At 64.2% G+C, this 18,327-nt stretch carries 16 protein-coding genes; 12 read left to right on the top strand and 4 right to left on the bottom strand.

The window, feature by feature from the left end:
• From nusA to ACZBJS_RS31520, 10 genes are all read left to right on the top strand, one after another.
• On the top strand, window positions 1-1,617 hold the full coding sequence (nusA, locus tag ACZBJS_RS31565) for a transcription termination factor NusA (protein WP_057015297.1): 1,617 nt from the start codon (window positions 1-3) through the stop codon (window positions 1,615-1,617).
• A 15-nt stretch (window positions 1,618-1,632) separates the two neighbouring features.
• Entirely contained in the window at window positions 1,633-2,319 is a 687-nt protein-coding gene (locus ACZBJS_RS31560) for an RNA-binding protein (RefSeq protein WP_057015296.1), read from the top strand.
• A gap of 107 nt (window positions 2,320-2,426) precedes the next feature.
• Window positions 2,427-5,123, top strand: a complete 2,697-nt coding sequence (infB, locus tag ACZBJS_RS31555; protein WP_076824501.1) for a translation initiation factor IF-2 — start codon at window positions 2,427-2,429, stop codon at window positions 5,121-5,123.
• A gap of 174 nt (window positions 5,124-5,297) precedes the next feature.
• Window positions 5,298-5,708 (top strand): 30S ribosome-binding factor RbfA, encoded by a 411-nt coding sequence (gene rbfA / locus ACZBJS_RS31550; RefSeq protein ID WP_028343913.1) that lies wholly within the window; start codon window positions 5,298-5,300, stop codon window positions 5,706-5,708.
• The gene (gene truB / locus ACZBJS_RS31545; RefSeq protein WP_092081024.1) at window positions 5,708-6,817 is read left to right on the top strand and encodes a tRNA pseudouridine(55) synthase TruB; all 1,110 of its coding nucleotides are present in this window, start codon (window positions 5,708-5,710) and stop codon (window positions 6,815-6,817) included. Before rbfA ends, truB begins: the two co-directional genes overlap by 1 nt.
• A 2-nt stretch (window positions 6,818-6,819) precedes the next feature.
• Window positions 6,820-7,089, top strand: a complete 270-nt coding sequence (gene rpsO, locus ACZBJS_RS31540) for a 30S ribosomal protein S15 (RefSeq protein WP_016844725.1) — start codon at window positions 6,820-6,822, stop codon at window positions 7,087-7,089.
• Between the two features lie 314 nt (window positions 7,090-7,403).
• Window positions 7,404-9,566, top strand: coding sequence for a polyribonucleotide nucleotidyltransferase (pnp, locus tag ACZBJS_RS31535; protein WP_050383431.1), 2,163 nt, complete (start codon window positions 7,404-7,406; stop codon window positions 9,564-9,566).
• Window positions 9,567-9,769: 203 nt separating this feature from the next.
• Window positions 9,770-10,492, top strand: a complete 723-nt coding sequence (locus tag ACZBJS_RS31530) for a superoxide dismutase (protein ID WP_057015294.1) — start codon at window positions 9,770-9,772, stop codon at window positions 10,490-10,492.
• Between the two features lie 123 nt (window positions 10,493-10,615).
• Window positions 10,616-11,092 carry a GNAT family N-acetyltransferase gene (locus ACZBJS_RS31525; RefSeq protein ID WP_057015293.1) on the top strand — a complete coding sequence of 159 codons (477 nt, stop codon included), beginning with the start codon at window positions 10,616-10,618 and terminating at the stop codon, window positions 11,090-11,092.
• Window positions 11,089-11,685, top strand: a complete 597-nt coding sequence (locus ACZBJS_RS31520; RefSeq protein ID WP_057015292.1) for a glutathione S-transferase family protein — start codon at window positions 11,089-11,091, stop codon at window positions 11,683-11,685. The genes ACZBJS_RS31525 and ACZBJS_RS31520 overlap by 4 nt, the downstream gene beginning before the upstream one ends.
• A gap of 640 nt (window positions 11,686-12,325) precedes the next feature.
• Here ACZBJS_RS31520 and fabV read toward each other — a convergent pair.
• The 3 genes from fabV to fabA form a co-directional block, all read right to left on the bottom strand.
• Entirely contained in the window at window positions 12,326-13,498 is a 1,173-nt protein-coding gene (gene fabV / locus ACZBJS_RS31515; RefSeq protein ID WP_316398806.1) for an enoyl-ACP reductase FabV, read from the bottom strand.
• Between the two features lie 78 nt (window positions 13,499-13,576).
• Window positions 13,577-14,800, bottom strand: a complete 1,224-nt coding sequence (gene fabB / locus ACZBJS_RS31510; protein ID WP_092081034.1) for a beta-ketoacyl-ACP synthase I — start codon at window positions 14,798-14,800, stop codon at window positions 13,577-13,579.
• Between the two features lie 43 nt (window positions 14,801-14,843).
• A complete protein-coding gene (gene fabA / locus ACZBJS_RS31505) occupies window positions 14,844-15,365 on the bottom strand; it encodes a 3-hydroxyacyl-[acyl-carrier-protein] dehydratase FabA (protein ID WP_057015289.1) in 522 nt (173 codons plus the stop codon).
• 327 nt (window positions 15,366-15,692) lie between these two features.
• Here fabA and irrA point away from each other — a divergent pair, with 327 nt between their 5' ends.
• Window positions 15,693-16,184, top strand: coding sequence for an iron response transcriptional regulator IrrA (irrA, locus tag ACZBJS_RS31500; protein WP_026192029.1), 492 nt, complete (start codon window positions 15,693-15,695; stop codon window positions 16,182-16,184).
• A gap of 72 nt (window positions 16,185-16,256) precedes the next feature.
• Here irrA and ACZBJS_RS31495 read toward each other — a convergent pair whose 3' ends face one another.
• Window positions 16,257-16,781, bottom strand: a complete 525-nt coding sequence (locus ACZBJS_RS31495) for an SH3 domain-containing protein (RefSeq protein ID WP_375162557.1) — start codon at window positions 16,779-16,781, stop codon at window positions 16,257-16,259.
• 342 nt (window positions 16,782-17,123) lie between these two features.
• Here ACZBJS_RS31495 and ACZBJS_RS31490 point away from each other — a divergent pair, with 342 nt between their 5' ends.
• Complete coding sequence (locus tag ACZBJS_RS31490; protein WP_057015287.1) at window positions 17,124-18,128, top strand: 2-hydroxyacid dehydrogenase; 1,005 nt, start codon at window positions 17,124-17,126, stop codon at window positions 18,126-18,128.
• Window positions 18,129-18,327: the final 199 nt, after the last annotated feature.

The following is an 18,327-nucleotide window of genomic DNA, read 5'->3' as shown; positions in this document are numbered from 1 at the left end:
ATGGCAGTCAGCGCCAACAAACTCGAACTGCTGCAGATCGCAGACGCAGTTGCGCGCGAAAAGTCGATCGACCGCTCCATCGTGATCGCGGCGATGGAAGACGCCATCGCCAAGGCCGCGCGTGCCCGCTACGGCAGCGAGACCGACGTCCATGCCGAGATCGACGCCAAGAAGGGCGAGCTGCGGCTGACCCGCCACATGCTGGTGGTCGACGTCGTCGAAAACTCGTCGAACCAGATTTCGCTGCACGACGCGCAGCGCGCCAATCCGGGCGCCCAGGTCGGCGACACCATCGCCGACACCCTGCCGCCGCTGGAATATGGCCGCATTGCCGCGCAGTCGGCCAAGCAGGTGATCGTGCAGAAGGTGCGCGAGGCCGAGCGCGACCGGCAGTACCAGGAATTCAAGGACCGCATCGGCGACATCGTCAACGGCATCGTCAAGCGCGTCGAATATGGCAGCGTGATCGTCGACCTCGGCCGTGGCGAAGCGATCGTGCGCCGCGACGAGATGCTGCCGCGTGAAGTGTTCCGCAACGGCGACCGCGTCCGCGCCTATATCTTCGACGTCCGCCGCGAGACCCGCGGTCCGCAGATTTTCCTGTCGCGCACCCATCCGCAGTTCATGGCGAAGCTGTTCGCGCAGGAAGTGCCGGAGATCTATGACGGCATCGTCGAGATCAAGGCGGTCGCCCGCGATCCGGGCTCGCGCGCCAAGATCGGCGTGATCTCGCGCGATTCCTCGGTCGACCCGGTCGGCGCCTGCGTCGGCATGCGCGGCTCGCGCGTGCAGGCCGTGGTGAACGAGCTGCAGGGCGAGAAGATCGACATCATCCCGTGGTCGCCCGACATTGCGACCTTCGTCGTCAACGCGCTGGCGCCGGCTGAAGTCGCCAAGGTCGTGATCGACGAGGACCGCGAGCGCATCGAGGTCGTGGTTCCCGACACCAACAACCAGCTGTCGCTGGCGATCGGCCGCCGCGGCCAGAACGTCCGCCTCGCCTCGCAGCTGACCGGCTGGGACATCGACATCCTGACCGAGCAGGAAGAGTCGGAGCGCCGCCAGGCCGACTTCGAGAACTCGACCCGCGTGTTCATGGAAGCGCTCAATGTCGACGAGGTGGTCGGCCAGCTGCTCGCCTCCGAAGGCTTCACTTCGGTCGAGGAACTCGCGCTGGTCGATGTCAAGGAACTCGCCGGCATCGAGGGTTTCGACGAGGAGACCGCCACCGAGCTGCAGACCCGCGCCCGCGAATATCTGGAACAGCTCGAGGCGGAACTGGAAGCCAAGCGCAAGGAACTCGGCGTCGAGGACGCCATGAAGGACGTGCCCGGCATCACCGGCAAGATGCTGGTCAAGCTCGGCGAGAACGATGTGAAGACGGTCGAGGATCTCGCCGGCTGCGCCACCGACGACCTGGTCGGCTGGACCGAGCGCAAGGAAGGCGGCGAGCCGACCAAGCATGCCGGGTTCCTCGACGGCATCGAGATTTCGCGCGACGAGGCCGAGGCCGTGATCATGCAGGCCCGTCTGAAGGCCGGCTGGATCACCGAGGCCGACCTCGCCAAGCCTGCCGAGGAGGCCGAGGCCGCCGAAGCAGAAACGACGGCTTCGTAAGGAGATGCCCCACGGATGCTGGCTCAGGCTGACCCCGATCTCGACGATGGGCCGCGGACGCAGAAGTCCGCGACCACGCGGATGTGCGCGGTCAGCCGCGAGGTGCGTCCGATCGACGAGCTGATCCGGTTCGTCGTCGCGCCCACAGGCGAGGTGATCCCGGATATCAAGCGCAAGCTGCCCGGCCGCGGACTCTGGGTTTCCGCGTCGCGGCGCAGCGTTGCGGAAGCGGTCCGCCGTCACCAATTTAGCAAGGGATTCAAGCGCGACGTCCGCGTCGCGCCGACCCTTCCCACCGATACCGACACCCTCCTGGTGCGCAGCGTCACCGAGGCCCTGGCAATGGCCGCCAAGGCCGGTCAGGTCGTTTCGGGCTTCGGCAAGGTCGAGGACGCACTCAACCGGAACGAAACTGCAGCCCTGATCCACGCTTCCGACGGCGCGGCGGACGGAATCCGCAAATTGGACGCGATCGTGGGGCAAAGGGGCGAAAAACGTGGTGAATCGCCGGTAATCCCCGTCGTCAATGTTTTGACGTCGGAAGAATTGGATTTGGCACTTGGGCGGTCAAATGTGATACATGCTGCGCTGCTCGCGGGCCCGGCGAGCAAGACGTTCCTGTCGCGCTGCCAGATGCTGGTCCGATACCGGATGGCCGACGACGACAAGACCGCCGAAGCGGCCAGAAATTCCAGAGCGTGATCCGGGAAGGCGGACGCCGTCTTTCCGACCGGTCATGCTCAGCAAACGACGACACGTTGAAGGATTTGTGCGGCAAACGCACAGCGAAACGAGATTAGGACTGCTGAATGGTTGATACCAAGACCCCTGGCGACAAGACTTTGAGTGTCCCGAGCAAGACGTTGTCGCTGAAGCCGCGCGTCGAGACGGGCACCGTGCGCCAGAGCTTCAGCCACGGCCGGACCAAGCAGGTCGTGGTCGAGAAGCGCGGCAAGCGTCGCGTCGGTGGCGATGGTCCCGGCGAGGCGCACGCGCCGGAACCCGTGGTTGCAAAGCCAGCGGCGCCGGCCGCCAGGCCGCCGCTCGGCCGCCCCTCAGGCCCGCCTCCAGGCCAGCAACAGCGTAACACCCGCTCCGGCGTGGTGCTGCCGACCCTGACCGAGGACGAGCGTTCCGCGCGCGCCAGCGCGCTGGCCGACGCCCGTCAGCGCGACATCGAGGAGCGCCGCCAGGCCGAAGAGGAAGCCAAGCGCCGCGCCGTCCGCGAGGCTGCCGAGAAGGCAGAGCGCGAGGCCGCCGAAACCCGCCGCAAAGCGGAAGAGGAGCGCCACCGCCACGAGGAAGAGGCCAAGCGCAAGGCCGAGGTCGAGGCCAAGCGCCGCTTTGGCGAGGGCGAAGCCAAACCCGGCGCTCCGGCCACAACAGCGGCCAGGCCTGCGACAGCCGCACCTGCGTCTGCTCCGCCTGCCCGCGCGCCCGCAGCACGCCCGACCACCACGACAACCGCGCGCGCACCAGCCTCTGCGCCGCGGCCGGCGGCAGTTGCGGCCGGGCCGGACGAAGACGAAGGTCCGCGCCTAGTGCGCCGCCCCGGCGGCGCCGTGCGCCCCGCCGCGGCTCCGAAGACCACCCACAAGCCCGGCCCGCAGAAGGAGCGCGGCCGCCTCACTCTGACCACTGCGCTCAACGCCGACGACGTGCGCGAGCGTTCGATCGCCTCGTTCCGCCGCCGCACCCAGCGCCTGAAGGGGCATGCGTCGAACGAACCGAAGGAAAAGCTGATCCGCGAAGTCACCATTCCGGAAGCGATCACGATCCAGGAACTCGCGAACCGCATGTCGGAACGCGCGGTCGACGTCATCCGCATGCTTATGAAGCAGGGCGCGATGCACAAGATCACCGACGTGATCGATGCCGACACTGCGCAACTGATCGCCGAAGAACTCGGCCACAGCGTCAAGCGCGTCGCGGCGTCCGACGTGGAAGAGGGCCTGTTCGACGTCGTCGACAATTCCACCGACACCGAGCCGCGCTCGCCGGTGGTCACCGTCATGGGTCACGTCGACCACGGCAAGACCTCGCTGCTCGACGCGCTGCGCCACGCCAACGTCGTATCGGGCGAAGCCGGCGGCATCACCCAGCATATCGGCGCCTACCAGGTGCTGTCGCCCGAGAGCGGCACCAAGATCACCTTCATCGACACACCCGGCCACGCCGCGTTCACCGCGATGCGCGCCCGCGGCGCCAAGGTCACCGACATCGTCGTGCTGGTGGTCGCGGCCGATGACGGCGTGATGCCGCAGACGATCGAGGCGATCAATCACGCCAAAGCGGCCAAGGTGCCGATGATCGTGGCGATCAACAAGATCGACAAGCCGGATGCGCGGCCGGAGCGCGTGCGCACCGAGTTGCTCCAGCACGAGGTGCAGGTCGAATCGCTCGGCGGCGACGTCGTCGACGTCGAGGTTTCGGCCAAGAACAAGACCAATCTCGACAAGCTGCTCGAGATGATCGCGCTGCAGGCTGAAATCCTCGACCTGAAGACCAACTCGGAGCGTCCGGCGGAAGGCACCGTGATCGAAGCCAAGCTCGATCGCGGACGCGGTCCGGTCGCGACCGTGCTGGTGCAGCGCGGCACGCTGCGCGTCGGCGACATCATCGTGGCCGGCGCCGAGATGGGCCGCGTCCGCGCCTTGATCTCCGACCAGGGCGAGAATCTCGAAGAGGCCGGCCCTTCGGTGCCGGTCGAGGTGCTCGGCTTCAACGGCCCGCCGGAAGCCGGCGATCGTCTCGCCGTGGTCGAGAACGAAGCCCGCGCCCGTCAGGTCACGAGCTATCGCGCGCACCAGAAGCGCGAGAATGCCGCGGCCTCGATCTCGGGCATGCGCGGCTCGCTCGAGCAGATGATGTCGCAGCTCAAGACCGCGGGCCGCAAGGAGTTCCCGCTGATCGTCAAGGCCGACGTGCAGGGCTCGCTGGAAGCGATCCTGGGCTCGCTCGAGAAGCTCGGCACCGACGAAGTCGCCGCCCGCATCCTGCATGCCGGCGTCGGCGGCATCTCGGAATCCGACGTCACGCTGGCGGAAGGCTTCAACGCCGCGATCATCGGCTTCTCGGTCCGCGCCAACAAGGAAGCGGCGGCCGCGGCCAAGCGCAACGGCATCGAGATCCGCTACTACAACATCATCTACGACCTCGTGGATGACATCAAAAAGGCGATGTCCGGCCTGCTCGCGCCTACGCTGCGCGAAACCATGCTGGGCAACGCGCAGATCCTGGAAGTGTTCAACATTTCCAAGGTCGGCAAGGTCGCGGGTTGCCGCGTCACCGACGGCACCGTGGAACGCGGCGCCAATGTTCGCCTGATCCGCGACAACGTCGTGGTGCACGAAGGCAAGCTGTCGACGCTGAAGCGCTTCAAGGATGAAGTGAAGGAAGTGGTCGCCGGCCAGGAGTGTGGCATGGCATTCGAGAACTACGGCGACATGCGTGTCGGCGACGTGATCGAGTGTTACCGCATCGAGACGATCCAGCGCTCTCTGTAAGTCCAAATCTTACGAAGCGCAGATCTTGCTAGGCGTTGGGTCCATTTAACTGAAAATGCGACGGCGTGGCCGGACTTTAGTCCGGCCACCAGCGCATCGTCCGATTGAAAGCAAAGCAAGGACATTGATGCCCGCGGCCACGGCTGGCGGGCGCGACGGTTTTGGAAAAAGGTCATGCCCCGTCAAAAGAAGAGTTCCAGCCCCGGCGGATCGCAACGTCAGCTGCGCGTCGGCGAAACGGTTCGCCATGCAGTTGCCGAGATTCTGTCACAGGGTGAGGTTCACGATCCCGATCTGGAAGGCCACATCATCACCGTTCCCGAGGTGCGTATGTCGCCGGATCTGAAGCTCGCCACGATCTACGTGATGCCGCTCGGCGGCCGCGACACCGACACGGTGATATCCGCGCTCGAGCGCAACAAGAAATTCCTTCGCGGCGAGATCGCGCACCGCGTCAACCTGAAATTTGCACCCGACATTCGCTTCCGCGTCGATGAGCGGTTCGACGAGGCGGAGCGCATCGAGAAACTACTGCGGACACCTGCGGTGCAGCGAGACCTTGCACCCGATTCGGACGACGAGTGATGACTGTGATGACGACCAACAGCGTTGTCGACGCGAAGGATGCCGACGCGCGCGACGCTGAGCGGGATGCTTTTGCCGGCCAGCGCACCGACGATGCGCGCCGCACCAACAACGACCCGCGCCAGAAGCAGGGCAGGCAGAACCAGCAGCCGCGCCGCGACAAGCGCGACGTCCACGGCTGGGTGGTGCTCGACAAGCCGATCGGCATGACCTCGACGCAGGCGGTCGCGGTGCTCAAGCGCCTGTTCCAGGCCAAGCGCGCCGGCCATGCCGGCACGCTCGATCCGCTCGCCTCCGGCGGCTTGCCGATCGCGCTGGGCGAGGCCACCAAGACGGTGCCGTTCGTGATGGACGGCCGCAAGCGCTACCGCTTCACGGTGTGCTGGGGCGAGGAGCGCGACACCGACGACACCGAGGGGCGGCCGGTCAGGACCAGCGAGAGCCGGCCGACCGCCGATTCGATCCGGGAACTGTTGCCGCGCTTTACCGGGGTGATCGAGCAGATCCCGCCGCAATATTCGGCGATCAAGGTGCAGGGCGAGCGCGCCTATGATCTGGCGCGCGACGGCGAGACTGTGGAACTGAAGCCGCGCCCGGTCGAAATTCACGAATTAACCCTTGTGGAACATGGCGATAACGGCCAGTCCGTGTTCGAGGCCGAGTGCGGCAAGGGAACCTATGTCCGGGCGCTGGCCCGCGATATGGGCCGGATTCTGGGCTGTTTCGGCCATATCTGCGCCCTGCGGCGAACCCTTGTCGGTCCGTTTACCGAACGAGACATGATTCCGCTGGAACAGTTGGAGGCTTTATGCAATAGAGCCGCGTCTGGCGAGGGCAGCCTCGCCGACGCGCTTTTGCCCGTTGAGACCGCGCTGGACGACATCCCGGCACTGGCCGTCACACGGGCTGATGCGGCAAGGCTCCACAGGGGCCAGGCCGTTTTGTTGCGCGGACGGGATGCGCCCAATACCAGCGGCACAGTCTATGTCACGGTGGCAGGCCGGCTTCTCGCGCTTGCCGAAATTGGCAATGGCGAACTCATCCCCAAGCGCGTGTTCAACCTGAACGGACTGACTGCCGGTCCGGCTCGCAACGATGAAAGTAACTGACGATGTCGATTACCGCCGAACGCAAAGCGGAAGTCATCAAGACGAATGCCAACAAAGCCGGCGACACCGGCTCGCCCGAGGTTCAGGTCGCGATCCTGTCGGAACGCATCAATAACCTCACCGAGCACTTCAAGAGCCATGTGAAGGACAACCATTCACGCCGCGGCCTCCTGAAGCTCGTGTCGACGCGTCGTTCCCTGCTTGACTACATCAAGCGCAAGGACGAGGCGCGCTACAAGGCGCTGCTCGAAAAGCACAACATCCGTCGTTGATTTGAGAAGCACGCGCGCGAGGGTTCGCGCGCGTTTTCGCATGGTCGTCCGTGAACTCGGGCTTTCGAATTGTCGAAAGATGACCAAGCGCAGCATGGCAGTCGCGCCATGCACACTAGCGTCCAGCAGCAATCCGGCCGCTGGACCGGGCAAGATGCCCAGATGACCGAAAGGATGGACGCCATCCGAAATCCAGGGACCATGGCAGGATCGCCGGATGCTGATCGCGACAGCGCATCAGTGTCTCGCCGTCTTGGCATGGTCTTTGTGTTTCAGGGCGCCGTGCTTTCGTGAAACCATGAAAGAAAACCGAAATGTTCAATTCGCATTCCGTCGAAATCGACTGGGGTGGACGTCCCCTCAAACTTGAAACCGGCAAGATCGCCCGCCAGGCTGATGGCGCCGTGATGGCCACCTACGGCGAGACCGTGGTGCTTGCCACCGTCGTTGCGGCGAAGGCGCCGCGCGAGGGCGTCGACTTCCTGCCGCTCACGGTCGACTACCAGGAGAAGACCTACGCCGCGGGCCGCATTCCCGGCGGCTATTTCAAGCGCGAAGGCCGTCCGACCGAGAAGGAGACGCTGGTCTCCCGCCTGATCGACCGCCCGATCCGTCCGCTGTTCGTCGACGGCTGGCGCAACGAGACCCAGGTGATCGTCACGGTGCTCTCGCACGACATGGAGAACGATCCGGACATCGTGTCGCTGGTCGCCGCCTCCGCCGCCCTGACGCTGTCGGGCGCGCCGTTCAAGGGCCCGATCGGCGCCGCGCGCGTCGGCTTCGCCAATGACGAATACGTGCTCAACCCGACGCTGGACGAGATGACCGAGACCCAGCTCGACCTCGTCGTTGCCGGCACCGCCGACGCCGTGCTGATGGTCGAATCGGAAGCCAAGGAGCTCAACGAGGACGTGATGCTCGGCGCGGTCATGTTCGGCCACCGCCACTTCCAGCCGGTGATCAACGCGATCATCGAGCTCGCCGAGAAGGCCGCCAAGGAGCCGCGCGAAGTCACCACAATCGACAATTCGGAGATCGAGAAGGAGATGCTCGGCATCGCCGAACAGGAGCTCCGCAAGGCCTATGCGATCCCGGTCAAGCAGGAACGCTATGCCGCGGTCGGCGCCGTCAAGGAGAAGGTGCTGGCGCACTTCTTCCCGGAAGGCCAGGAGCCGAAATACGACAAGCTCCGCGTCGCCGGCGTGTTCAAGGAACTGGAAGCCAAGATCGTTCGCTGGAACATCCTTGACACCGGCAAGCGCATCGACGGCCGTGACGCCAAGACCGTGCGCAACATCATCGCCGAAGCCGGCGTGCTGCCGCGCGCCCACGGCTCGGCGCTGTTCACCCGCGGTGAGACCCAGGCGATGGTCGTGACCACGCTCGGCACCGGCGAGGACGAGCAGTACATCGATGCACTGTCGGGGACGTACAAGGAAACGTTCCTGCTGCACTACAACTTCCCGCCCTACTCGGTCGGTGAAACCGGTCGCCTCGGCGGCACCAAGCGCCGCGAAATCGGCCACGGCAAGCTCGCCTGGCGCGCGATCCACCCGGTGCTGCCGCCGCATCACGAGTTCCCGTACACGATCCGCGTGGTCTCCGAGATCACCGAGTCGAACGGCTCGTCCTCGATGGCTTCGGTGTGCGGCGCGTCGCTGTCGCTGATGGACGCCGGCGTGCCGCTGAAGCGGCCGACCGCCGGTATCGCCATGGGCCTGATCCTCGAAGGTCAGCGCTTCGCGGTGCTGTCGGACATCCTCGGTGACGAGGATCATCTCGGCGACATGGACTTCAAGGTCGCCGGTACCGACCACGGCATCACCTCGCTCCAGATGGACATCAAGATCGAGGGCATCACCGAAGAGATCATGAAGGTTGCGCTTGGCCAGGCCAAGGAAGGGCGCATCCACATCCTCGGCGAGATGGCCAAGGCTCTGACCGCGGCGCGCGCCGAGCTCGGCGAATACGCACCGCGCATCGAGACCTTCAAGATTGCCACCGACAAGATCCGCGAAGTGATCGGCACCGGCGGCAAGGTGATCCGCGAGATCGTCGAGAAGACCGGCGCCAAGGTCAACATCGAGGACGACGGCACCGTGAAGGTCGCCTCCAACGATGGCGAGGCGATGAAGGCTGCGATCAAGTGGATCAAGTCGATCGCCTCCGATCCGGAGGTCGGCCAGATTTACGAGGGCACCGTCGTCAAGGTGATGGAGTTCGGCGCGTTCGTGAACTTCTTCGGCGCCAAGGACGGCCTCGTCCACATCAGCCAGCTCGCGTCCAACCGCGTGCAGAAGACCTCCGACGTCGTCAAGGAAGGCGACAAGGTCAAGGTCAAGCTGCTCGGCTTCGACGATCGCGGCAAGACCCGCCTGTCGATGAAGGCGGTCGACCAGGAGACCGGCGAAGATCTCGAGGCCAAGCAGAAGACCGAAGCGCCGGCTGCGGCGCCGCGCGAAGCTGCCGGCGAGTAAGCCAAGGCCAATCGACTAGCAAATCGACTGTTACGAAAAGGGCGGCCCTGTGGCCGCCCTTTTTGGTTTGCCGAGATCGGACGCAAATCAATCTCCGCTGATCGGCATGCGCGATTTTGACCCGGCATTGTGACCGGATTCGCTGGAACCCGTTCACAACTCGGGCCTAACATCAGGAAGCTTTCCCAGCACGGAGAACCACGATGTCCTCGATGTCCCGACGCCATTTGATCATCGCAGCAGGCGGCATCGCCGCGGCCGCAGCCGCATCGCGCACGGCATTCGCGCAGGCCCCCGCCGGACCGTTCAAGATCGATCCGCTGACCTATCCCACCAATGCGCTGGAGCCGCATATCGACGCCAAGACGATGGAAATCCATCACGACCGGCATCATCAGGCCTATGTCACCAACCTCAACAATTTCGCCAAGGACAATCCGCAGATCGCCGAGAAGCCGGTCGTCGAGGTGCTCGCCAATCTCGGCAGCGTGCCGGAGGCGATCCGCACCGGCGTGCGCAACAACATGGGCGGCCACGCCAACCACACCATGTTCTGGCAGATCATGGGACCGAACGGCGGCAAGGCGGACGGCGAGGTGCTCGCCGCGATCGATCGCGACCTCGGCGGCATGGAAAAATTCCAGACCGATTTCAACGCCGCCGGCGGGCGCGTGTTCGGCTCCGGCTGGGTGTTCGTCACCGTGACCAAGGACGGCAAGCTTGCGATCGAGACCCGGCCGAACCAGGACAATCCGATCATGGACGGCAAGCGCGCGCTGCTCGGCAACGACGTCTGGGAGCACGCCTATTACCTGACCTACCAGAACCGCCGCCCCGATTATCTCAAGGCGTGGTGGAATACGGTGAACTGGAAGGCCGTGGCTGAGCGCTATGCGGCAGCAAAGGCCGGCACGCTCGGCGTGTGAGCCGCCGGGCTCGCCGGTCGCAAACAACTACGCTAGAGTTGAAAGCTCCGCGAGGCGCTCGCGGGCTTTCACCTTTATGCACCCACAGCGTCGCGCCGCCGGCGTCGAAGGCGATAGGGAACAATGACGCTGCCGATCATCCGCCCCGCTCGTCCCGACGAACATGACGCGATCGCGCGCGCCTGGATGGCGAGTTGGGTTTCGACCGGGCTCTCGCAAGCCAGCGACAACCTGTTGAATGATCTGCGTGTCCGCCTGCCGCGCGAGATTGCCGGCGGCTGGAGCCTGTTCGTGGCCGACGATCGCGGCGCCATCGCCGCCATGCTGGCGCTGCACCTGCCGACCTTGCTGCTCGATCAGCTGATGGTGGTCCCCGCCTATCAGGGCCGGAGCCTGGGACGCGAGCTGCTTGCCTTCACGCGCCGGCAGATGCCCGACGAGATCTGGCTGAAATGCGTCCGCGAGAACGAGAAGGCCTGGCGCTGGTACGAGCGCGAAGGCTTCATCTTCGAGAAGGAAGCGCCCCATCCGGTCACCGGCTTCATGATGAAGCACTATCGGTGGATGAGAACAAACCGCACATCGGAGGCTAAGCCATGATCAAGCTGTACTGGTCGCCGCGCTCGCGCTCGTTCTCAGCCATCTGGCTGCTGGAGGAATCCGGCCTGCCATACGAACGGGTGCTGACCGACATCAGCACCGGGGCGCAGAAATCGCCCGATTTTCTCAAGATCAACCCGATGGGCAAGGTGCCCGCGCTGACCGACGGCGACGCGCAGCTCGCCGAGGCCGCCGCGATCTGCGCCTATATCGCCGACCGTTATCCCGAGACCAAACTCGCGCCGGCAGCGACGGACCCGAAGCGGGCGCGCTATCTGCAGTGGCTATTCTTCTCGCCGAGCTGCATCGAGCCCGCGCTGATCCAGCTCTTCACCAAGCTCGAGGTGCCGACCAGCACCGCGGCATGGGGCAGCGCCGCGCAGGTGTTCGACGTGCTCGACGCCGAGCTGCAGAAGGGGCCATGGATCCTCGGCGATCAATTCTCCGCGGCCGACATCGCGATCGGCGCGGGACTGAACTTTGCGGTGCGCGTGTTCAAGATGGTGCCGTCGCGGCCGTCATTCGAGGCCTATATCGGCCGCTGCGTGGCCCGGCCCGCGTTCCAGCGCGCAGAGAAGATCGCGGCGGGGTGAGCTTCATCCAACCCGAATGAAGCGAGACGTTATCCAAGGAGCTTGTGAGGCCTACGATTCTCAGATCGCACCCCTCCTAGCTGGATCTCGAACATACTCAAATAGCGTCGGCTTTCGGTGAGAAGTATTCGAAGAACACTCCCATTTCTTCGATTTGATTCTTGTTGAATAGTTTCTTTGGCATGCCGTCAGGCATGCCAAAGTGTTGAACTGCGAACTGAATGCTAGCGTAATAGCTTGGCCCTTAATCGTCCTGAAACTAGCTCCTAAGTGTTCGAAGAATTTCTTTCCATATACGTACCACGGCCACGGCCTCTCTTTGAATTCCTGCCCTCGTCTATAGGCGCGCTCTGCGCGCTCAGTAACACTCATAATTTTGGTAGCTTTGACCTCACCCGGGTCAAAGCCATTCATTTCGCACTCAACCGCGCGAGCACTGCGACTATTTCGGGCGACAACGAAACAATCCTCGTAACCGTCCGACTCCACCCAATAGAGATACCAACGGGCTGAGCGCTTAGTCATCGAGAATTACGCCCGGTTCTGAATGGCGCGAGATAACGGGTGCTTTTCTGCTCGGATAGTCTCAGCGCAGTAGAGCGCTCCCGTCTTCAAGCTCAATAGGATGCTTCCGAACGGCCTAACCCGGCACGACGCGGGGATCGACATCCTGTGTATAGTCGACGCCGTCGATGCCGAAGCCGAACAGGCGCAGGAACTGGCTCTTGTACTCGCCGAGATCGGCCAACTCGCCGAGCGTCTCGGTGGTGAGCAGTGGCCAGCGCCGCGACACTTCCGTCTGCACCTCGGGCGACAGCTCCCAGTCGTCGACCCGGACGCGCTGCGCGTCATCGAGCTCGACGCCCTTACCGAGCTTCGTCCGGAACAGGCGATCGATCTGCTCGATGCAGCCTTCGTGGAGACCGAGCTGCTTCATCACCTTGAACAGCACCGTGCCATAGAGCGGCACCACCGGAATCGCCGAGCTCGCCTGGGTGACCACGGCCTTCAGCGCGACGACGCGGGCCGCGTCCGCGCCGAGCCGGCCGCGGATCGCTTCCGCCTTGCTGTCGAGATCGACCTTGGCGCGGCCGAGCGTGCCGTTCCAGTAGATCGGCCAGGTCAGTTCGCTGCCGATATAGGTGTAGTTGAGCGTCTGGAAGCCCGGCGCCAAAACGCCGGCATCCGCGAGCTGGTCGATCCAGCGCTTCCAGTCGTCGCCGCCCATCACCGCGACGGTCGCCGCGGTTTGCTCCTCGCTCGCCGGCTCGAGCGTGGTCTGGAACACCTCGCCGGTCTCGGTGTCGAGCGTCTTGATCTCGACCGGGGCGCCCAGCGGCTTGATCACCGAACGATAGGTCTTGCCGGTGTCGGGATCGGTACGGACCGGCGCGGCCATGCTGTAGACCAGCAGATCAAGCTGCCCGAATTTCTCGCGCACGCGCTCGATGAAGGTCGCCTTCAGCTCGTCGGAGAAGGCGTCGCCTTCGAGCGTGAGCGGCGAGCGTCCGATCTTCTGGGCCTCGATCTCGAAGGCGCGGTTGTTGTACCAGCCGGCGCTGGCGCTTCTCTTTTCCGACGGCTCGCGCTCCAGCGACACGCCGATCGTATCGGCGCCGCCGGCGAAGGTCGCGACGATGCGGCTCGCGAGGCCATACCCCGTCGAGCAGCCCAGCACGGCAACGCGCTTCGGGCAGTCGGCGACCGGACCCTGCTTCAGAACATAGGCGATCTGTTCGCGGACATTCGTGGCGCAGCCGACGGGATGTGCCGTCGTGCAGATGAAGCCTCGCACGCGCGGTTCGATAATCATTCCCACCCCATTCCGGATCGTTGCAATGTTCCCATTCGCTGCCCGCGGATGTCCCTCAGCAAGCGAGGAGAGGCGAAATCACGCGTCAAGCCGCCTGAACACCAGCGTCGCGTTGGTGCCGCCGAAGCCGAACGAGTTCGACAGCACGGTGTTGAGCTTGGCGTTGTCGATGCGCTTGCGCACGATCGGCATGTCGGCAAACACCGGATCGAGTTCGGTGATATGCGCGCTCTCGCAGATGAAGCCGTTGTTCAGCATCAGCAGCGAATAGATCGCTTCCTGCACGCCGGTGGCGCCGAGCGAGTGGCCGGTCAGCGCCTTGGTCGCCGAGATCGGCGGGCACTTGTCGCCGGTGCCGAACACCTTGCGGATCGCCTCGATCTCCGGCGGATCGCCGGCGGGCGTCGAAGTGGCGTGCGGATTGATGTAGTCGACCGGCGTGTTCACCGTCGACATCGCCATGCGCATGCAGCGCTCGGCGCCCTCGCCCGACGGCGCCACCATGTCGTAGCCGTCGGAGGTTGCGCCGTAGCCGACGACCTCGCCATAGATCCTGGCACCGCGCGCCTTGGCATGCTCGAGCTCTTCCAGCACCACGACACCCGCGCCGCCCGCGATGACGAAGCCGTCGCGGTTGAGATCGTAGGGACGCGAGGCGGTGGCGGGCGTGTCGTTGTATTTCGAGGACATCGCGCCCATGGCGTCGAACAGCACCGACAGCGTCCAGTCGAGTTCCTCGCAACCGCCGGCGAAGATGACATCCTGCTTGCCGATCTGGATCGTCTCATAGGCGTTGCCGATGCAGTGGTTCGACGTCGCGCAGGCCGACGAGATCGAATAGTTCACGCCCTTGATCTTGAACCAGGTGGCGAGCGTCGCCGACGCGGTCGAGGACATGCCCTTCGGCACCGCGAACGGACCGACGCGCTTCGGGCCCTTGGCGCGCGCGATGTCGGCGGCCTCCACCAGCGTGCGCGTCGACGGACCGCCGGATCCCATGATGATGCCGGTACGGATGTTGGAGACTTCGCTTTCCTCGAGGCCCGAGTCGCGGATCGCCTGTTCCATCGCAACGTGATTCCACGCCGCACCTTCGGCAAGGAACCGCATCGCGCGGCGATCGATCACCTCGGCAGGATTGAGTGTCGGCGCACCGTGCACCTGCGAGCGGAAGCCGAGTTCGGCGGCCTTCTCCGCGCGCGAAATGCCCGACTTCGCCTCGTAGAGGCTCGCAAGCACTTCCTGGGTGTTGTTACCGATGGACGAGACAATACCCATCCCCGTGATGACAACCCGCCTCATGTTCGCCTCGCCCTGCCTTTATGTTGCCGCATGATGATCCTGCTCAAGATGGAGCCGTGCCCTGCTTGAACAACCCGACCTTCAAGTCCTTGGCGCGATAGATAATCTCGTCGTCCATGGAAAGCCACCCGTCGGCAATTCCAAGCACGAGCTTTGACCGCATCACGCGCTTGATATCGATGTTGTACACAACCTTGCGCGCTTGCGGCAGCACCTGTCCGGAGAACTTCAGCTCGCCGAGGCCGAGCGCGCGGCCACGACCTTCGCCACCGATCCAGCCAAGGTAAAAGCCGACCATTTGCCACATGGCATCGAGGCCGAGGCAGCCCGGCATCACCGGATCATTCTTGAAATGGCAGCCGAAGAACCAGAGATCCGGTTTCACCTCGAGCTCGGCGCGCACCAGCCCCTTGCCGAACTCGCCGCCATTCTCCGAAATCTCGCTGATGCGATCGAACATGAGCATCGGCGGCAGCGGCAACTGGGCGTTGCCGGGACCGAAAAGCTCGCCCCGCCCGCAAGCCAGCAAATCCTCGTATTCGTAACCGCCGCGCCGATCCAGCATCCTCTTTCCACCTCTGATGTCCCGATGAGCGCTTTGCTTGGTCGGACCTTGATCTACCCACGGGAACCGGAATAACCCGTCCCGCATCTTGGCGCTACCTGGGTACGCTACGGCCCGTTATCTCTACCGAAAGCGCATATGTGGTCCGCGCGCTCTCTAACATAGCGCCAACTGGGCGGCAAAGCGGCATTCCGAGGATAAATGACCGCTTCTCCTTAGGTTTCTACCGCCGCTTGGATTCGTTCTAGTTGCGAAAAACTTGCATCTGATAGGCATCCTTTTTATATTTATGAGGAATATTGCCTGAGTTGGGTGCATAGAGTGGATATGAACGAGGAAGTACCGGCTGTGAACGATGATGCCGTGCACCCGGCTGCCCGGGGCGCTGGTCACCACCCTGCCCTGACCGGCTGTCCGTGGCATGACGTCAACGAGATGTTGCAGTCTGCCGGTCTGCGGCCGACCCGTCAGCGCATGGCGCTGGGCTGGCTGTTGTTCGGCAAGGGTGCCCGCCACCTGACCGCTGAAATGCTGTACGAGGAAGCCACGCTGGCCAAGGTTCCGGTGTCGCTGGCGACCGTCTACAACACCCTGAACCAGCTGACCGACGCCGGCCTGCTGCGCCAGGTCAGCGTCGACGGCACGAAAACCTATTTCGATACCAACGTGTCGACGCACCACCACTTTTATCTCGAGCATAACCACGAGTTGGTCGACATTCCCGACCCGAACCTCGTGCTGTCGAAGATGCCCGACGTGCCCGAAGGCTACGAGATCTCCCGCGTCGACATGGTCGTACGGCTGCGCAAGAAGCGCTGAACCGTCTTACCGTCGATTTGAGTTGTGATGGCCGGGCTCGTCCCGGCCATTTTCATTTGCGGTCGGGGAAGCTCAATCAACCTTCTCGTCGGCGTAGACGCCCCAGAGGCGCTGCTGCTCGATCCAGCCGTCGAACCCGCTGCCGGTGACCCGGCACCAGTTATTGGCGCATTTCTTCACCTGCGCGACGACTCCGGCCTGCAGGCGCGCCGCGATCGCGCTGGTGGCGTCGGGACGGTCGTAGAGCGAGGCCAGATCGTCCTTGTTCTTCATCGTGACGACGGCGGTGCGGCGGCCGGACAGCAGGGAGTGATAGACCCAGCCTTCGGCACCCTCGGAATCGCGCACCCGGCGCCAGTTCTCGAACTCGGCGGTAATTTCGACCGGCAGCCCCGACCGGGTGTAGACCCAGGCGACGTCATTGTCCTTGGTCGGGCCGGCCCGGACGTTCACGTGATCCGACTTCAGGCTGACATAGCGCGGGATCGGCAGGCCGCTGGTGGTGGGGCTCATATCCTTGGCGGAATGTCCGGGGATGACCGACGCGCTCAGCATGCTTCCGACCAGCGCCACCAATGAACCGAAACGCCAGACCATCAACTCGTCTCCTGCCGAAATGCCCAACCCGCATTCGGCGAATTGCAACCCAAACCACGCCCGAAGGCCCCTGCGCCTGCGCCGTTCGCTCCCGCACTGCAAGTCCGAGGGGTTCTTGTCTTGGCCCGGCCTTCTGCTAGAGAGGACGGAACGCCTGAGAGCCAGAACACCCGAATTTGCCCGTCGTTTCGCCTTGGCGAAGAGCCGGGGCAAGTATCGGGGAACCCTAGGAAACGCGAAGGAAACGCCGGGACAGCGCGGCTATCAGCAGTGTCGAACAACCGGGTTAATGAGGCCTCAACGGTTTGCTTTTTGGCAAGCCGCGCGTCATGAAAGCAGGACATGTCGGTGAAGAAAAAGCCTCTCGTCGTCGTCACCCGCAAGCTGCCGGACTCGATCGAGACCCGGATGCGCGAGTTGTTCGACGCCAGATTGAATCTCGACGACACGCCGATGACGCCGGAGCAGATCGCCGAGGCGGCGCGAACCGCCGACGTGCTGGTGCCGACCGTGACCGACATGATCCGCGAGGACGTGATCAATCAGCCCGACTGCAAGCTGAAGATGATCGCCAATTTCGGCAATGGCGTCGACAATATCGACGTGGCGGCGGCGCATGCCCGCGGCATCACCGTGACCAACACCCCGAAGGTGCTGACCGAGGACACCGCCGACATGACCATGGCGCTGATCCTGGCGGTGCCGCGGCGCCTGATCGAGGGCGCCTCGATCCTGACCGAAGGCAAGCAGCATTGGGCGGGCTGGTCGCCGACCTGGATGCTCGGCCACCGCATCGGTGGAAAGAGGCTCGGCATCGTCGGCATGGGCCGCATCGGCCAGGCCGTGGCGCGCCGTGCCCGCGCCTTCGGCCTGCAAATCCACTATCACAACCGCCGCCCGGTGGCGCCTATGATCGCCGAAGAGCTCGGGGCGACCTATTGGGAAAGCCTCGACCAGATGCTGGCGCGGATGGACATCATCTCGGTGAATTGCCCGCACACGCCGGCCACCTATCATCTGCTCTCGGCGCGGCGGCTCAAGCTGATCCGGAAAGAGGCCTATGTCGTCAACACCGCGCGCGGCGAGGTGATCGACGAGGACACGCTGATCAAGCTGATCGAAGCCGGCGATATCGGCGGCGCAGCCCTCGACGTCTATGAGCACGAGCCCGCGGTGAACCCGAAGCTGGTGCGGCTCGCCAAGGCCGGCAAGGTGACGCTGCTGCCGCATATGGGTTCGGCCACCATCGAAGGCCGCGTCGAGATGGGCGAGAAGGTGATCATCAACATCCGAACCTTCCTCGACGCCCACAAGCCGCCGGATCGCGTGCTGCCGAGCATGCTGTAAGCGCTCGTAGCCCGGATGGAGCCAACGGGTCGCGCGAACGCGCGCCCGATGACAGGCTCCGCGCAATCCGGGACCGCTTCTTTCCATAACCTCCCCTTGAAAAGGGGAGGTCGCTTTGCTCGCAGAGCAAAGCGGGTGGGGATCTGCTCTCTCCGCTTGCAGCGTCGCCTGTAGCTGACCCCCATCCCGACCTTCCCCC

The organism is Bradyrhizobium sp. KZN70725, from assembly GCF_055264925.1.
This window is presented reverse-complemented; position numbering and strand designations above follow the sequence as displayed.